Below are 16754 nucleotides of genomic sequence, written 5' to 3' on the forward strand. Positions count from 1 at the left end.
GTCCTCGACCCGCCAAATATGCTTGGTTAAAGCTCATGGGCTTGTGAACGTAACATCGTCTGGATGAAATAACGGTAATAATGTTTTAAAGAAGATGTTAAACATTAATTTCTTTGGTGTATACTGAGAAGTAAAATAAATTGTGGGGGTGCAGGAAGTGAGTCTGGAAGAGAAGCTTTTAAAGGATTTTTTAGCTTTGCCCGATGATAAGAAAATAGAAGTGATTGATTTTGTTGAATTTCTTAAGGCAAAAAGTCAGACAAAATTAGAAAACTTAATGGATGATATTATTATTGAAAATCGTGAAGCTCTTGAGGAGTTGGCTAAATAATGAAATCCCTTGAGCCAAGTCAGGTACAAGGAAGAACATATAGAACGCTGGATTTTAGAGCATCAGGTTAATTAGAACTTGATGTTTTTTTATTTTATTATATTTTTACAGGAGGGCTTGATGAAGTCCGTTACTTCACCTAACACCGTGTTCACGAGTCGGAGTCCTATCCTGCGGTCTAAGCCGTACGATCGATCGATTGTTCGAACGGAACCAGGTCCGTCCGCATACCGTATTTCAGGCGGACGAGCTGGATACGGTAGCCGGCCTGGTTTCCGCCGGATTCGGAGTCGGTTTGCTGCCCAAGACACTGGGGCTGCTGAACCATCCGCTGGCTTGGGTCAAAGTGGCCGAGCCCGAATGCGAGCTTGCCGTCGGGGTTATTTGGAAGAAGGATAGACAGCTGCCGCCCGTCTCGCGAGTATTTCTCGATTTCGTTCGGGAGAGGTACCCCGTCCCAAAGGAGCCGAGCTAATGGCAAAAATCGTTCGGAGCAAATGGTGTCACCGGTACTTAAGCCTGAACTCGGTCGGCGATGCGCCCAGCGCGCTGCGGAACGCCTTGGAGAAATAATGGATCGAGGAATAGCCGTATTTCCGCGCAATCTCCGTCACGCTCATATCGGCCCTGCACAGCTCGTCGGCCGCCTGCTGAAGCCTGCGCCGCTGGATGTATTCGTTCGGAGTAAAGCCGGTTTCCTTCTTGAAAAGCTCATGAAACCGGCTTCTCCCCAGACCCAGCTCCTTCGCCCATAAATACAGATCCGGCTCCGGCTTCTCCGGAGGCGAACCTTCGATTTTTTTCAAAATCTGCGCGATCCTCGGATCTCCCCAGCTGTCCTCCCTTGCCGCGAGCGACAAGAAATGGTACAGAAACGTCTGAAAGGCGGCGTTGTACCGCAAAGATTCGATCGGACTGCGAACTCCCAGTACCGACGGAGGCTGCGTGAAAGCGTTGAAATAAGACAGCCAAAGTCCGAGGTTGTTCACCTTCATTGCCTGATGCAGCTGCAGTCCGGGCAAAAAGCTGGCCCTTTCCTCCATAAACGGCCGATCGATCCCCTTGAAATAGTCCCTCTGGTAGTGAAACTCCGGCCTGTCGACATACTTCCAATCGAAATAAGCGCAGCGGTGCACCATCAGGTCGTTTTGATCGGAAATCCACTGATGGATGCGCCCTGCACCTATGTACACAAGAGATCCCGGCTGCAGCGGATGTTCCTCCCCGTCCAGCAGCAGCGTGCCGCGGCCTTGCTCCACCAAGACAATGGCATTGGCGTAGCACACTCTGAGCGGACACTGCTCCCTCGGGGAAAATTCGTACTTTTGCGCAAACAAGAGCAGCGGGTTGAAGTCCGAATAACAGGTCAAATAATCGACTTTTAAACGGTAGACTGGGACTCTCATGGCGGCACCGTCCTCACGATCCATAGTTCTCTCTTTAGAATAATGCCTGCAACCGCTTCATTACAATCGGAAAAAAAGACAAATGTCGGCTGTTTTTCACAAAGACGGCGGTTTCCTCCCCAAGTATCATAAAAGAAACAGAGCGATAGAGGGAGAGACATAAAACCGATGAACAAGACCAGCCGCGGCAAAAACAAGCTTTTTCTGAAAACTCCCGCCTCCTGGTGGAAAAATATGTGGAGAGAGGCGCTGCCTTCCGGAAACGGAACGATCGGCGCTGCCGTGTACGGGGCCGTGAAGGAGGAGACCATCCTTCTCAACCATAAAGATTTATGGCATGGGGGGCGCAAGGACCCGCTGCCGGACGTGGGCCATACGCTTGCGGAGACGAGAAGGCTGATGCGGGAAGGAAAATATTTGGAAGCGAGCTGGAACTTGACGAATGCGGTCAAAGAGTCAGGGTATGCGACGAGGCTTGCCTCCAAGCTTCCGCTTGGCGATATCCGGCTGACGATGTCCTGCTCGCAGGCGTTCCGGCATTATATGCGCAGCGTCGATATGGAAACGGGGGAGGTAACCGTCCGGTGGGAAGATGCAGGTGCCGCGTTCGAAAGAAAGCTGTTCGTTTCCCGCACCGACGATGCGATCGTGTACGAGATCGGCTGCGAAGGAGGCGCGGCCGAAGGCGAGTTTCGCTTGAGCCTGCATAAAACGGACAGAGTTCCTCCGGCCGACGAATACGTGGCGCTGGAGGAATCGGTCCGGGTCGAGGCGGAAGGCCCGTATTTGTTTTATTCGGCGACGAGCGATGAAGGGACCGACTTCGGCGCCGTGATGCGCATCGTGTCCTTCGGCGGGAGCCTAGAATCCGGGAACGGAGCCGTCCGGTTTGCGGGGGCGCCTAAAGTGCTGGCGATCGCGAAGGTTTTTGTCAAAAGCGAGCGCGAGAAAGAATGGGCCCGCCTGCGTCGCGAGCTGGAGCACATGGACACGACCTATGAGCGGCTGCTCGCCGCACATGCCGCCGAGCATCGCAGGCTGTTCCGGTCCGCTGCCCTGGACCTGTGCGGCGGCGAAGACGACCGCTCGAACGAAGAGCTGCTGCTCGCGGCATATGACGGAGAAGCGCCGACCAACCTGGTCGAGAAGATGTGGGCTTACGGCCGGTACCTGTTTATTTCCGGCACGGCAGCGGACGGGATGCCGCTTGGCATGTACGGGCTTTGGCCGGGGGATTACCGGCTCGTCTGGTGCCATAACATGGCCAATGAAAATGTACAGATGATGTATTGGCATGCGCCGGTCGGCGGCCTCAGCGAGCTCATGCCGGCGCTGGTCCGCTACTACGACAGCATGATGGACGATTTCCGCGACAACGCGCGGAAGCTGTACGGATGCCGCGGCATCTACATCCCCGCAGGCTCGACTCCCGGCATCGGGGTGCCGAACCAGATCGTGCCGGTCATTATGAATTGGACCGGAGCGGCAGGCTGGCTCGCCAGACATTATTACGACTATTACCTGTACACCGGGGACAGGGGGTTTTTGACGGAAAAGGCGCTGCCCTTCATGAAGGAGGTCGCCCAATTTTATGAAGATTTTATCGAGCTGGATGAAAAAGGCTTGATCCGGTATTACCCGTCCGTGTCTCCGGAAAATACGCCGGAAAATTTCATGCCGACGGACGGCAGGCCGCTCGCCCATCCGATGCCGACGACGATCAACGCGACGATGGACCTCGCTATCCTGAAGGAGCTGCTTACGCATCTGATCGAAGGCAGCCGGGAAGCCGATCTTTATGCTGAAGACATCGGCAAATGGGAGGATATGCTGAAGCGGATTCCGCCTTATCAGGTGAACGGGGACGGTGCGCTGCGCGAATGGATGCACCCGAGCTTCGACGACCGCTACGAGCACCGCCATCTGTCGCACATTTACCCGGTTTTCCCGGGGCAAGAGTTTACGGGAGAGTCGGAGCCGGAATGGTTCCGGGCGGCGGAAACCGCCGTGAAGAAACGGGTGATCGGCGCGCAAAGCGGCTGGTCGCTGGCTCATATGGCGAGCATTTACGCGCGGCTCGGCGACGGGAACAAAGCGCTCGAATGCCTCGACATGCTGGCGCGCTCGTGCCTCTTGAACAATTTTTTCACGCTGCACAACGACTGGCGGAACATGGGCATATGCATGAACATGCCGGAAGCGCCGGTGCAGCTCGATGCGGCGATGGGCTGGGTCAACGCGGTGCAGGAGATGCTGCTGTACGTGTCGCCGTCGCTTGTGAAGCTGCTGCCTGCCGTACCGGACAAATGGAGCAAAGGCGAGTTTGCGGGACTGCGCTTCTGCACAGGCACCGTTTCGCTGTCGTGGGACAAAACGGCCGGCACTTTCCGGGCGCGCCTGACCGCCGGCCGGTATACGTGCATCACCGTAAAGCTGCCGGAATGGTTCAACAATTATACGCTGACGCGCGAAGGCGACGGAGTATCCGTCGTACCGTCGCCGGTTGGCAAGGGCTGCTACGAGCTGAAGATGAAAGCCGGGGAGTCGCAGCTGATCGCGGCATCGAAATAATTTTTCACCGACATTCAAGGAGGGGCTTTGGATGGCAGTTACGGCGGGTTGGAGAGGAAAAGTATCGCTGATCGTTTCCGGATCGCTGCTGCTCGCGGCGGCGACGGGGTGTACGGGAGGGAGCGGAAATACGGGGCAACCCGCCGCTTCACCCGGGGAAACGGCAGCATCGGGCAAGTTCGATACGAATTTGACTGCGAATTTATCGATGTATGTGGACATCAGCTTGCCGGACGAGTGGTATAAGAAATTTATCATCGATCCGGTGATGAAGAAGTTTCCGAACGTCAAGCTGGAGCTTGTGCGAAGGGCCAAAGGGGTTACGCCAAGCGAGCTTGTCGTGGCGGACGCGTTCCCGGATATTTTGTACAACAGCCCGCCGAGGCTGAACGAATACAAGGAGCTGGGGCTGCTGTACGACATGAGCGAGCTGATCAAAAAATACAACGTCGACCTGAGCAAACTGAACCAGCCGGCGATGGAGACGATCAAACAATTGGCGGATAAAGGCCAAATTGTCGGCCTGCCGTTTTGGGTGAACTGGTCGGCGCTGTACTACAACAAGGATATTTTCGACAAGTTCGGCGAACCGTATCCGAAAGACGGCATGACCTGGGAGGAAACGATCGAGCTCTCCAAGCGGCTCACCAAAACGGACAACGGCACGAGCTACAGAGGGCTTGATCATTCGCTTAACGGTTTCGCAGGCCAGATGTCACTCGGCTTCGTGGATGCAGCAACGGAAAAACCGGCGCTGCTGCAGGCCGAAGGCTTCAAGCGCTCCTACGAGCTGCTGCTCAGCCTGTACAAAATTCCCGGCAACCAGGATAGAAAAACGGCTCCCAAAGACGCATTCCTCAAAGAAAAAACGCTCGCCATGTGGCCGATGTACGCGGACGTCCCGTCGTGGATCGCCGAGCTCGAAGCGAAGGGCGAGAAATTCAACTGGGACATGGTGCAAATTCCGGCCCTGAAGGAGGCGCCCGGCGTGTCGCTGGCCGTCGATTCGCACAACCTGCATGTGACAAGCAGCAGCAAAAACAAGGAAGCCGCGTTCCAGGTCATCATGTATTTGCTGTCCGAGGGGCCGCAGCTGGAGCTTGTCAAAAACGGCTTCTTGACCTCCTCCACGGATCAGGAGATTAACAAGCATTTCGGGGAGGCGATGCCGACCCTCAAAGGGAAAAACTTGAAGCCGGTCTTTAACTCGACCCCGGCCCCGAAAGGCCCGATGCACAAGTTCGACTCGATCGTATCGAGCGAGTACAACAAGGCGTTTGCAGGTGTCGAAAACGGGAGCAAGGACATCAACTCCGCTTTGCGCGAAGCTTCGGAGCTCGCCGAGAAGCGGATCGAGGAAGCGAAGAAGAAATAACCTCGCAGAGAAGACGAACATGCTTACGGAAGAACCCCTGGCGGCGAATTAGCCGGCAAGGGGTTCTTTTTGTGCTGCGCGCAGCGCGCCTTACAACATTTTTAGCCGATGGGGCGGCTTGGGCGGTAACTTTTGACAAGTTTTCCGCGTCTAATCCAATATCCGATAAATACGAAAGCAAGGATGTGCATACAGTGGCCTGGAAAAACCGCCTCATCTGCCTTACCCTGATCTGCTCGTTGTTCGCCGGTTTCCCTTTCGCGCATGCGGGAGCTGCAGCGTCTCAAAAGACCGCGGCATTGCCCGCTTTTTCGATTCAAATCAATGGGCAGCCTGTCGATAATACGCGGCTGAAGTACCCTTTTTTAGTGTATAACGACGTTACTTATTTGCCGTTAACGTGGGAGGTGACGCAAACGCTCGGCATCAATCTCGTGTTCAGCGAAGGAGGGCTGACCGTCCTGAAGGGGGGCGGACAGCGCGGCGGCGGCTGGATCGGCTGGAAGAAGGAGCGTTTCCCGCTGGATTTATCCGGCTCGAACGACCCCAAGATGGCGTTCAAGGCGGCGATGCCCGGCTTTGCGCTCACGATCAACGACAGCTATATCGATAACGGGCAAGAGCCGTATCCGTTCCTTGTTTGGAACGATGTCACTTACATGCCGCTGACCTGGAAATTCGCGCATGACTTTTTGGAGCTTGAGCTCCGATGGAAGGACAGGCAGAGCCTGGAAATCGTCGGCGGGCAGCAGCAGGTGCTGGAGCGTATTTTTTACGACGATACCGACTATTTGTACGTAGCTCCGACGCTTGTGACAGAGAAATGGCAGGGCGGACTGAAGGTGAAAAAATCGCTGGATGAGCCGCCCGTATGGATGACGACGGAAGAATTCGAAACGCTGCGCGAACGGCTGCAGCAGGAGCAAAGCAGGATTGCCGGCGAGCAGGTTACCTTGACGCAGAAGGACGACGGCCTTTATTACGACAACATGAAGCTTCTGCCGAAGGAAGAGATCACCGTCGATTCGGCAGAAGCCGGCAATCCCACGATCGGTCAACTGACAGGAGCTTTGTTTCCGCTCGGACCGAAGCGGTCGTTTCTGACCGTAACGAAGGTGACGAACTACAACTACGGCAACCGCATGACGAACCATTATTCATATCTCATTGAAAACGGGCAGGCGAAGAACGTCAAGGAGTTCAGCCAAGGCCCGGACCGCATCATCCCGAATCCGGACGGCAGCTACTGGCTGACCTCGAACGGCGACACGATGATGCGCGGCCGCATTATTCACGGAAGCCGCAAGCTGGCGCTGGTGACTCCCGAAGGGGAAATCCGCATCGCCAACGCGGCGCTTGGCGATTTCGATATCGTCGTGCCTGGGGCGGACAATCCGCGGTATACGAATTTTTTGGATGAAGGCGGGAAACTGCTGATCTATGCCCATCAAGTTAATATCACCGATCCGGGGAGCACTGCGAAAAGAGGCTACTACTTGATCGATACAAGCTTTCAAACGACGAAGCTGGACGCCCTGGACCCGCTCGCGCAGGAGACCCCTTATTTGCCGAGTTATCGTGATGGATGGCCGGTATATCGGGGAATCGACGGCAAGCTTTATTTGATCCGCAAAAACAACGAGCTCGTCAATTATACGGACAACGTTTCCGCCATGTGGTACGACGATCAGCTGCTTGTTACGAAATAACCTGTACGCCGATTGTTTGCGGTGCGGGATAAACGGGAGAGGAACGGTCCGATGAGATTACCTTATAAAATGACGCGGCGGCTGATTCTGGCGGCAGTATGCGTGACCGCTGCCGGCGGCTGCGCCAATCCGGAGCCGCCGCCGAAGATGGGCATCCTGACCGTGAAAAAGAGTCAGGAGATGCAGGAGCTCGCCTTTGATAACGGGAACGGCCGGGCGGTTGTTATTTTCGAAGGACCCGGAGTCGATTGTATCGTTTATGCAAGCGGGCTGAATCCAAAGGAAAAATACACCATTTCATTATGGGCAGATGACGGCAGCTCACCGGGGGTCATGTGGGGACCGGAGGAAAATGTGAAAATAAGAGTGGGCTCGCTCGAGGGAGACACCTTGTTCAAACCCAATTCCGAAGGTGAGCTGTACGTCTCCATGCTCAATCCGATCCGAATGTTTACCGGAGCGAAGGAAAAGCTGCACTTTGAAATCAAATCTGAGGACAAACGCTTCGTGACGAAATCCGCTTCGTTTTTGCTTCAAAAATAAGGGGGAACAGCTCTAGCGGACATCAGCGCCGCTATTTCCCGCCATATGCGCGGATCGCGAATGTAACGGACACCAGCGCCGCTATGGGGCGAAAAGATTAGCCATTTACACGTTTTTTTGGCCCTTAGCGTCTCCTGGGTCCGTTATATTTTCAAATCACTCTATTTTGTTCAAATAAAGGCTGCCCGGTCCGTTAGCAATACGGACAGCAATTCCGGATCGTTCAGAAGTGGGACACAGCGGCGGCCGGATAGGTTCAGGAACAGATATTGGAAAGCCGAGGATTATTATTTATTAACGGAAACTCCGGCCATGCGCGCCGATTTGGTTCTGATCAACTAACGTTGCGAAAAGAGGATCGGTGTAACTTTACTCTTGCATCAGCCGTCTTTGCTTATATAAAACAATAATCCGAGCAAAGCGACCAAGGAGAACCGAGAATGGCACCTACAAATACCAAAATCGTCCATACTTTATCCCTGTTGATATTCGCCGCTTTAACCGGATGTACGTCCGAACCCTCATCCCCTCCGATCACCTCGACAGTTGAAACTCCGTCACCCGGTCCGAGTCCCAACCCATCTACCGTACCGGCCGATATAACCGGCATGCAATCTTCCGTTTCGGAAAAAAAGGACAGTAAGGCGATATCGGCTGCTTCAATAGTGAATAAACAAACTCGGACTGCTTTAACCGATTTTTGGTGGATTAACGCTAAAACCGGCTTCGTTTGGGGTGCTCAAAGCGACGGGCTTAAGGTGTTCCGAACCGACGATGGCGGCGCCAACTGGAGCAGCATCACGCCGGACGGCTATAAAATATCGCAAGGTGTTTTTCAAAAAGGCCGCGGCGTCGTTTTTACGGATTCGGAACATGGCTGGATCGGGGCGTCGATGGAAGAACGGCCGGCCATGATATTAAGCACTGTGAACGGCGGCCGCGGGTGGGTGAATACCCCTTTGGACAAAGCCACTTATCCGCTGGCTGCTTCTTTCATCACCCCTAAGATCGGCTGGTTGCTCACATCCACCGACGCGGCCATGGGAAGCTCGGAAAAAGCGCTTTATTCGACCCAGGACGGAGGAGCGGCATGGAACTTGGTGACGCAGACGGAATATAACGATGATCCGAGCCGGGCGGGAGCCCTTCCTCTGCGGGGATTCGCAGACGGTGGGCTCATTTTTACGGACCCTCGAATCGGATGGCTTCCCCTTACGAATTATGACTACGTTCCTACCCTGTACCGCACTAAAGACGGCGGAAAGACGTGGGCCCAAGTCGAATTGCCCGTTCCGGACGACCGCAAGGGCAGCCTGATGAATTTGATCGGAGCCCCGGTCTTTTGTTCGCAAGAAAAAGGCCGCGGCTGGCTGCAGGTTGGCACCAAAATAAGCGACGACCGTTGGCTGATTGATGCATACACCACTGCAGACGGGGGAGAGCATTGGACATTAACCCCGTTAGGATTGGAAGGGATCGTGTTTATTCTGGATTCCGCCAACATCTGGGGATGGAAAGATGGAACGTTCGTCCATACCCCGGATTCCGGAAAAACATGGGAAGTTCTCGCCTGGAGCGGAGTTTTGGCCGATGCCGGGCAAGATTACCCCCGCCCTCTCGAAATGCAGTTTCTTACACCGCAAATCGGCTGGCTTCTCCTCGGCTCCGAGGATGGGCGGCATTCGCTGCTGCTCGGCACGCAAGATGGGGGCGCGAGTTGGGCCGTTATGTAGATCGCAAAGCTTGTTCCAGCTTTTACAGCAGTTTGTATTTTAACTGAAAAAACGGATATAACGGATTAATCCCTTTATCGAAAAATCATATACCTTACAATAAATTAAAAACGATGAATAAAGGAGCATCTATGCAAATACGCAGATTGGCGCCGGACGAGGCGCCGCCGATGGACTTGCTGCTGCTCGCGGACCCCTCCGCGCAGATGGTTGAAGATTATGTAAGACGAGGCCGGTGTTATGTGGCTGAATGGAACGGCGGCATCGCAGCGGTATACGTGCTTGTGCCGACAAGGCCAAAGACGGTGGAGCTGGTCAACATCGCGGTCAGCGAGGAACACCAGGGCAAGGGCATAGGGAAGCGGATGGTGGCCCATGCCGTGGAAATTGCCCGATCGCTGGGGTTTAAAACGATCGAGGTGGGCACAGGAAATTCGAGTGTCGGCCAATTGGCTTTATATCAAAAATGCGGTTTCAGAATCACCGGCATAGATCGCGATTTCTTCGTCAGACACTATGAGGAGGACATCGTCGAAAACGGCATTCACTGCCGCGACATGATCCGGCTGTCTCAGGATATATAAGAGGGACGACCAAAACAACTCGAATATCCATCTCAGGACGGAGCCGGATTACATCCCGCGCACGATGAACGGCATGCCAAGTTGATTTATGCTAATGGAGGAAAATAGAAGCGCGTTTCATTCCGCACGAAAAAGAGAAACAGAGGTGCCAACATGATCAAGCAAGAAAACAACAAAACGTTAATCCTTATCGGTCTGCTGCTCGGAGTTATTTTCTCGGAGCTGGACCAAACGGTCGTCTCGACCGCTTTGCCGACCATCATCCGCGATTTGCACGGCTTGTCGCTGTACGGATGGGTGGCGGGAATTTACATGCTTTCGATTACGATGTTCATGCCGATTTTCGGCAAACTGGCCGATCTTTACGGCCGCAAAAAAATTTATTTGAGCTGCGTCGCGCTTTTCATGGCCGGTTCCGTTATTTGCGGGCTGGCGGATTCGATGACCGTGCTGCTGATCGGCAGAGGCATCCAGGGAATCGGCGCAGGCGGGCTTATGCCGCTCGGGATGATCATCATCGGCGATACGTTTCCGCTGGAACAGCGGGCGAAGGTGCAGAGCATGATCGGACCGCTCCTTATTTTGCCGCAGCTGCTCGGGCCTACGGTAGGTGGATTTTTCGTCAGCCATGTGAGCTGGCACTGGATTTTTCTGATCAACATTCCGATCGGACTGGTCTCCGCCTTCATCGTTTCCAAAGGCTTGCGCGAAACGGTGAGCAGCGAGAAGAAAGCGATCGACTGGGCAGGGGCGTTTACGCTCGTGTTGTCCATGCTGGCGCTGCTGATGGCGCCGGTATTGATCGACATCAAAGGTTATACCTGGGGCTCCCCGGTCATCATCGGACTGCTCGCCGCATCCGCGCTGCTTATCGCGATTTTCATCCGAATCGAAGCGAGGGCCGTCGAGCCGATCATTCCGCTTGCGCTGTTCAGAAACCGCTCCGTCGTCGTCTTGTCCTGCATCGTGTTTCTGACGATGCTGGGGATTATGGGAGGCATGTCCGGGTTTCCGTTCTTCGCGCAAAACGTCATGGGGATGACGCCCACCGCATCCGGCTATTTGTCCCTGGCGTTTATGGCGGGGGCGATCCCGGCGAGCATTGTCTGCGGCAATCTTATTACGAAGATCGCCTACAAGTATCTTTTCCTTGTATCGTTTCTTTTTCCGATCGTCAGCTACGTGCTGCTGGCGCAAATTCATGTCGGAACAACGGCCATGTACATCGTTGCATCGTTTTTCATCATGGGGCTCGGCATAGGCGTTCTGTTCGGCGGGGACAACCTGATCGTGCAGGAGTCCGTCGAGAAGGAGCATACCGGAGTCGGGGTGGCCACCGTGCAGCTGTTCCAATCGATCGGAGCTACGCTTGGGTTCAGCATCTTCGGCAGCCTGCTTTCCCGAAATATTACCGGCGGGATTGCCGGACTGTCCGGGCAATTCCCTGCGGGAACCGGGGAGACAATCATGAACGGCGGCATTCCCGCAGGACTGCCGGCCGATTTGATCCTGCAGATCAAGACGGTATTCGCCGAAGCGTTCCAAAACATTTTCGCCATTGGCATCGGATTTGCCGTCGCCGCCTTTATCGCCTGCTGGTTCATGAGAAAAGAGCGCCTCACGGCCAAAGAGGAGCCGGCTGCCATCCCGGCCGCGGTTGACGTTCCCAACGTACAGTGACGCTGCAGCGCTTAAGCCATCCAGCGTTCCGCCCACTTTTCGCACTCGCTCATCATCGGAGCGAGTGCTTTTCCTTTTTCGGTCAGTTCATATTCAATCCTTACAGGGATTTCGTCAAAAACGTGCCGGATCAGAATGCCCTCGGCCTCCAGCTCTTTAAACCGCTCCGAAAGCATGCGGTCGCTCATATGGGGAACGATGCCCGAAATATCTTTGAATCGTTTGGGTCCGCTCAAAAGAATCCGGATGATAAGTCCGGTCCAGCGCTTGCCGAGCAGCTCGAAAGCGGCCTCGAATTTCGGGCACAATGTGTAGTCGCCGTTCATAGTTTAACCCTCCTCCAATTTCGTTTAAATAGTTACTTGACAATAGTAAGTATAACACAATATAATTTTAACATAAAGTAATTTGCTAAACATAAGTAAGTATATGAGCTGAAGGAAGCTTTTTTGGCTTGGCCGGACAAGCTTCGCTTTAAACGAGGAGGAACGGGCATGAGAAATGAAGTCGGAACGCTTGTGTTAAGAGTCGTATTGGGGATAACGTTTTTGGTCCACGGTTTGCAAAAATTTCAAACGATTGACGGGATCTCCGGATGGTTCCAAAGCATCGGATTGCCGTCGTTTATGGCTTACGCCGTAACCGGTATTGAAATACTGGGCGGGATCGGCTTGATCATCGGTTTTGGCACGCGGATCATCTCTTTGTTTATCGCCGCTATCATGGTCGGTGCGATTGTGAAGGTAAAATTGTCGGCGGGATTTTTGGGGAACGGCCAGATGGCCGGTTGGGAGCTTGACCTGGCTCTGCTCGCCGTAGCGGTACATCTTTTGATCGGCGGCAGCTACATGTTCTCGTTAGACGGATTTTTAAAAAGAGACAGCCAGAGCGGGATCAGCGAGGCGGCGTAATGTAAGCCGGGGCCGCGGGGGATGATGATGGAGTACATACATATCCTACGGAGAAATTGGGCACTGTATATGTGCTCACAGACCTTCCGGGAGGAACTTTTCATATGAAGCCTGAATACGCAGAGAAAGAGCCATCGAAGCCAAACGGACCTACGCAGTTCAGCGAAACCGAAGAGCTTCAGCATGAGCGCAACGAGGTCGCCTCCGCGCAGAAGCAAATGTCCTCGCAGGAGACGGCCGGTGTGGCGGACCAGCCGTAGTCGGCGGAAGAAAGTGCAAAGCCAGAGTCACCGAGTTTATCGGGGATTCTGGCTTTTCCTTCTTTCATTTACCGGCGTCTCCATCCGAACACACGAACGTGGACGATCCCTTTCGTCACCCAATGCGTGAGTACATATAATATGATAAAAAGGATCATAAGCGGTTTAAACAAAAGCCATGCGGCAGCCCATGTAACGAAGACTTGCCAGGGCTTCATTTTTCGCAACATTTTCGTAGGCCATAGAACAAAACGGTACACCCGGTTACTGATCTGCAGCGCCTCCAAATATTCATCCTGAAACTGCTTGCTTTCCGGGTTCAGCCGGACGGCATTTCGCATGTAAGTCTCCTGCAGCCCGTAATCTCCGCGGTGCGACGCCGCCCAGGCCAAATACAGGAGCGTGTGCGGTTCCTCCGCATCGCGTTGGACTGCTTGACGGTCGAGGTCTTTGGATTCGGCCGTGTTTCCCAGAAGCGCCTCGGTATAACTTAAAGTCGCCAAATAAAGCGAAGATTCCGGTTCGATTTCCAAAGCGTGCTGCAGCTGCTCCTTCGATTCCTTGAATTTTCCTTTTTTGTTTAGCCGATTTGCTTTCAAAAAATAATAATGAGCTTCATACGGGTCGATGCGCAGCGCTTCGCGGAGCGCCGCTTCGAATTTCGGATCGTCTCCGTTCTCGTAATAAACCGCCACGCGCACATACCAGGCCAGCCGGTGCTCCGGATCCCGGGCGAGCGCTTCACCCGCCCAATGCAGCGCTTGCTCATTATTGTCCATAAGCAGATGGATTCGGGCGATTAGCGCAAATGCATCCGGGTCCTCCGGGTCCAGACGAAGCGCCTGCTCCGCTTCCTTGAGCGCTTCCTTATACCGTTTCCACTCGATGAGCTGATGTGCCGCGGCAAAGGCCGATTGAATCGATTGTTTCTCCATGCCCATGTCCTCCGCGTTTTGCCGGTTACTTGATGCCGTGCTTCTTGACGTAATCCAGAACGATTTGGTAATCGCCGTTTACATCGCTGAAGGTGGCGTAATTTTTCGCCGTCGCAAACCAGTCCAGCGTCGTTGCCTTTCTGGATTTGGCCGCTTTCCGCAGATCGTCCTGCGTGATCGGCTGAATTTCGCCGGTTTCGAACGTCCGCTCCATCGCGGATTCGACCGCATCCTTGACGATCTGCTCCAGGTCGGCTCCGGAGAAAAATTTGGTCTCTGCGGCAATTTTGGACAAATTCAGCGTTTCCGCCGGCTTTCCGGCAAGCTTCAGCCCGAGAATCGTCTGGCGTTCAGCCTCTTCCGGAGGCGGAACGAACACAAGATGGTTGAAGCGGCCCGGACGCCGCAATGCCGAATCGAGATACCATGGAGTATTGGTTGCGCCTATGACAAATACGTTATCGTTTCGCTCCTGCAGCCCGTCCAGCTCGAGAAGCAGCTGGTTGACAAGCATCCGGTCGTGGTGCTGCCTCATCTGATGGCGGTTGCCGCCCATGGCGTCCAGCTCGTCAATGAAAATGACGCACGGTTTATTTTCCCTGGCTTTCTCGAAGATGTCATGCAGATTATGCTCGCTTTGCCCCACGTACATGGATAATATCGCCTGCAGTTCGATATGTATGAAGTTGGCGTCGATCTCTCCCGCCACGGCGCGTGCCAGAAACGTTTTGCCGCAGCCCGGCGGCCCGAACAGCAGCAAGCTGCCTCCTGCTTCCTTCCCGTAAGCGGCGAAAACCTCCGGCTGTTTCAGCGGCAGAATAAAGTTCATCCTGATTTTCTTCTTCACATCTTCCATGCCGCCGACATCGGCAAAAGTCTCCTTCGGTTTTTCCGATTCGACCAGCGAGTGCTCGTCTTTATCGAATTGGATCACTTTTAAATTTTTGCGCCGTCTCTCGGCCAGCTCGTCATGATCGGACATGTTTTCATCTCCCCTCCGTCTTGTAAGATCAGTGTAACATCGGAAGACCGCGTTTTCCATATGCAGCGGCTCCAATGGGTATGCGGATGTTTGCCTGGCAAACCCGGATGGTGTATGGTAAAAAAATAAATATGTGTACACCATTTGTTAAAGGGGAGCTTATTTTATGGCCATCTACGACATTACGCAGTACGGCGCCCGCGGCGACGGGCAAGCCGACAATACGGCGGCGATCGCTGAGGCGATCGAAGCTTGCGAGGCGGGCGGCGGAGGTACGGTATATGTGCCGGCCGGCACTTATTTGACCGGGCCGATTGCGCTGAAAAGCCGCATGACGCTGTACATCGAAGCAGGAGCGACGCTGAAATTTTCCGACCGGTTCGACGATTACCCGGCGGCGAAGACGCGCTGGTCCGGTTACGAATGCTACGGCTACCATCCGCTCGTGTACGGCTGCGGACTGACGCAGGTGGCGATCAAAGGCGAAGGCGTGATCGAAGGGCAAGGACAAGCGTGGTGGAACGCCTATCGTGAAGTGAAGAAGGGAATTTTCCCGGAATCGGCCGTTCGAGAGCAGCTTCTGGAGCTGAACCGCGGGCTGCTGACGTCGACCAAAAGCAATATCGCGGAGTGGGAATCCGGCTTTTTCCGTCCGGCGCTGCTGCAGCTGCTCGATTGCGAGCAGGTGGTGCTGGAGGGGATCACGCTGCAAAACTCGCCGTTCTGGAATACGCATCTCGTCTATTGCAGCAATGTCAGCGTGCGTGGGGTTCATTTTAAAAATCCGTCGGACACGCCGAACGGCGACGGCTTCGACGTCGATTCTTGCAGCAACGTGCGCATTTCCGACTGCCATTTCGACGTAGGCGACGACTGCCTCTGCTTCAAATCGGGCATCGACGAGGACGGACGCCGCGTCGGCAGACCGACCGAGCATGTGACGGTGACGAACTGCACGATGCTGCACGGCCACGGCGGCGTCGTGTTCGGCAGCGAATGCGCCGGAGGCATCCGCGATATCGTCATCTCGAACTGCGTGTTCATCGGCACCGACCGCGGCATCCGGCTCAAAACGAACCGCGCCCGCGGAGGCGGTGTGGAAAATGTGCGGATCAGCAATATTTTCATGAAGGACGTGCTGTGCCCGCTGGCGATCAACGCCTTTTACCGATACGGAGTGGACGAGTCCAATCCGCTCATGACGAGCTCCGAGGCGGTGCCGATCACGGAAGGCACGTCGGTCATCAGGCATCTGCACATCAGCGACGTGACTGCGAAAAATTGCCGCGCCGCGGCCGGCTTCATCTACGGGCTTCCGGAGCGGCCGATCGAAGACGTGTCGCTGCGAAACGTCGTCTTCGAGATGGTCGCCGACCCGGATGAGAAGGGTGGAGAGCCGGATATGGTGAATCCGGAGCGCATTATGGCCGGGGAGGGCATTTTGTGCAAGCATGTGAAGCACATGGATGTCCAGGGCGTGCGCGTCGAGACGCGGCAAGGACCGGCGCTGCTGCTCGAAAACGTCGAAGGCTTCGACATCGCCGGCCTGAAAATGCACCTTCAGCATCCCGGTACCCCGGTGGTGAGGCTGCGGGACGCAGCCGATGTGAGCGTCGCCGGTCCCGCCGGAGCGGACGGCTATGTGCTCGCCGAAGGCAGCAGCCGGAACGTGAGCTACAACGGCAAGCTGTTAGGTAAATAAGCGGTCGGGCACAGGTCCGGTCCGCTGCGTAT

General features: G+C 54.7%; 16 protein-coding genes and 2 pseudogenes. 13 read left to right on the top strand and 5 right to left on the bottom strand.

The genetic code is table 11. The features are described from left to right. The first annotated feature begins 157 nt into the window (after positions 1 to 157). Together MYS68_RS01135 and MYS68_RS01140 are read left to right on the top strand one after the other, a co-directional pair. A complete protein-coding gene (locus MYS68_RS01135; RefSeq protein WP_248924055.1) occupies positions 158 to 331 on the top strand; it encodes a DUF2281 domain-containing protein in 174 nt (57 codons plus the stop codon). A gap of 181 nt (positions 332 to 512) precedes the next feature. Then, positions 513 to 806 (top strand): annotated as a pseudogene (locus MYS68_RS01140) (LysR substrate-binding domain-containing protein); the annotation flags it as partial. A 28-nt stretch (positions 807 to 834) separates the two neighbouring features. Here MYS68_RS01140 and MYS68_RS01145 read toward each other — a convergent pair. Continuing rightward, positions 835 to 1737, bottom strand: a complete 903-nt coding sequence (locus MYS68_RS01145; RefSeq protein WP_248924057.1) for an AraC family transcriptional regulator — start codon at positions 1735 to 1737, stop codon at positions 835 to 837. 168 nt (positions 1738 to 1905) lie between these two features. Here MYS68_RS01145 and MYS68_RS01150 point away from each other — a divergent pair, with 168 nt between their 5' ends. From MYS68_RS01150 to MYS68_RS39235, 5 genes and pseudogenes are all read left to right on the top strand, one after another. Further along, positions 1906 to 4308: a glycosyl hydrolase family 95 catalytic domain-containing protein gene (locus MYS68_RS01150; protein WP_248924058.1), complete on the top strand. Its 2403-nt coding sequence runs from the start codon at positions 1906 to 1908 to the stop codon at positions 4306 to 4308. 31 nt (positions 4309 to 4339) lie between these two features. Further along, positions 4340 to 5683: an ABC transporter substrate-binding protein gene (locus MYS68_RS01155; protein ID WP_248924059.1), complete on the top strand. Its 1344-nt coding sequence runs from the start codon at positions 4340 to 4342 to the stop codon at positions 5681 to 5683. A 194-nt stretch (positions 5684 to 5877) separates the two neighbouring features. Then, positions 5878 to 7392, top strand: coding sequence for a hypothetical protein (locus MYS68_RS01160; protein ID WP_248924060.1), 1515 nt, complete (start codon positions 5878 to 5880; stop codon positions 7390 to 7392). Between the two features lie 51 nt (positions 7393 to 7443). Next, positions 7444 to 7935, top strand: coding sequence for a hypothetical protein (locus tag MYS68_RS01165; RefSeq protein WP_248924061.1), 492 nt, complete (start codon positions 7444 to 7446; stop codon positions 7933 to 7935). A 255-nt stretch (positions 7936 to 8190) separates the two neighbouring features. Next, positions 8191 to 8277: pseudogene (locus MYS68_RS39235) on the top strand (kinase); the annotation flags it as partial. A gap of 52 nt (positions 8278 to 8329) precedes the next feature. On the opposite strand, the gene MYS68_RS01170 reads toward MYS68_RS39235, so the two are convergent. Then, positions 8330 to 8545: a hypothetical protein gene (locus tag MYS68_RS01170; RefSeq protein ID WP_248924062.1), complete on the bottom strand. Its 216-nt coding sequence runs from the start codon at positions 8543 to 8545 to the stop codon at positions 8330 to 8332. 55 nt (positions 8546 to 8600) lie between these two features. Here MYS68_RS01170 and MYS68_RS01175 point away from each other — a divergent pair, with 55 nt between their 5' ends. The 3 genes from MYS68_RS01175 (at position 8601) to MYS68_RS01185 (ending at position 11932) form a co-directional block, all read left to right on the top strand. After that, positions 8601 to 9668, top strand: a complete 1068-nt coding sequence (locus tag MYS68_RS01175; protein WP_248924063.1) for a WD40/YVTN/BNR-like repeat-containing protein — start codon at positions 8601 to 8603, stop codon at positions 9666 to 9668. A 131-nt stretch (positions 9669 to 9799) separates the two neighbouring features. Continuing rightward, on the top strand, positions 9800 to 10252 hold the full coding sequence (locus MYS68_RS01180) for a GNAT family N-acetyltransferase (protein ID WP_248924064.1): 453 nt from the start codon (positions 9800 to 9802) through the stop codon (positions 10250 to 10252). Between the two features lie 153 nt (positions 10253 to 10405). Then, on the top strand, positions 10406 to 11932 hold the full coding sequence (locus tag MYS68_RS01185; RefSeq protein ID WP_248924065.1) for an MDR family MFS transporter: 1527 nt from the start codon (positions 10406 to 10408) through the stop codon (positions 11930 to 11932). An 11-nt stretch (positions 11933 to 11943) separates the two neighbouring features. Here the strand turns inward: MYS68_RS01185 and MYS68_RS01190 are convergent, their stop codons facing one another. Next, positions 11944 to 12258, bottom strand: coding sequence for a winged helix-turn-helix transcriptional regulator (locus MYS68_RS01190; RefSeq protein ID WP_248924066.1), 315 nt, complete (start codon positions 12256 to 12258; stop codon positions 11944 to 11946). A gap of 168 nt (positions 12259 to 12426) precedes the next feature. Between MYS68_RS01190 and MYS68_RS01195 the strand changes: the two genes are divergently transcribed. Beyond that, complete coding sequence (locus MYS68_RS01195; RefSeq protein WP_248924067.1) at positions 12427 to 12843, top strand: DoxX family protein; 417 nt, start codon at positions 12427 to 12429, stop codon at positions 12841 to 12843. Between the two features lie 104 nt (positions 12844 to 12947). Further along, complete coding sequence (locus MYS68_RS01200; protein WP_248924068.1) at positions 12948 to 13103, top strand: hypothetical protein; 156 nt, start codon at positions 12948 to 12950, stop codon at positions 13101 to 13103. Between the two features lie 68 nt (positions 13104 to 13171). Here MYS68_RS01200 and MYS68_RS01205 read toward each other — a convergent pair whose 3' ends face one another. Together MYS68_RS01205 and MYS68_RS01210 are read right to left on the bottom strand one after the other, a co-directional pair. Then, entirely contained in the window at positions 13172 to 14038 is an 867-nt protein-coding gene (locus MYS68_RS01205) for a tetratricopeptide repeat protein (RefSeq protein ID WP_248924069.1), read from the bottom strand. Between the two features lie 25 nt (positions 14039 to 14063). Continuing rightward, a complete protein-coding gene (locus MYS68_RS01210) occupies positions 14064 to 15020 on the bottom strand; it encodes an ATP-binding protein (protein WP_248924070.1) in 957 nt (318 codons plus the stop codon). 166 nt (positions 15021 to 15186) lie between these two features. Here MYS68_RS01210 and MYS68_RS01220 point away from each other — a divergent pair, with 166 nt between their 5' ends. Then, the gene (locus MYS68_RS01220) at positions 15187 to 16722 is read left to right on the top strand and encodes a glycoside hydrolase family 28 protein (protein WP_275983407.1); all 1536 of its coding nucleotides are present in this window, start codon (positions 15187 to 15189) and stop codon (positions 16720 to 16722) included. The last annotated feature ends 32 nt before the right edge of the window (positions 16723 to 16754 follow it).

The organism is Paenibacillus hamazuiensis, from assembly GCF_023276405.1.
Lineage (GTDB): Bacteria > Bacillota > Bacilli > Paenibacillales > NBRC-103111 > Paenibacillus_AF > Paenibacillus_AF hamazuiensis.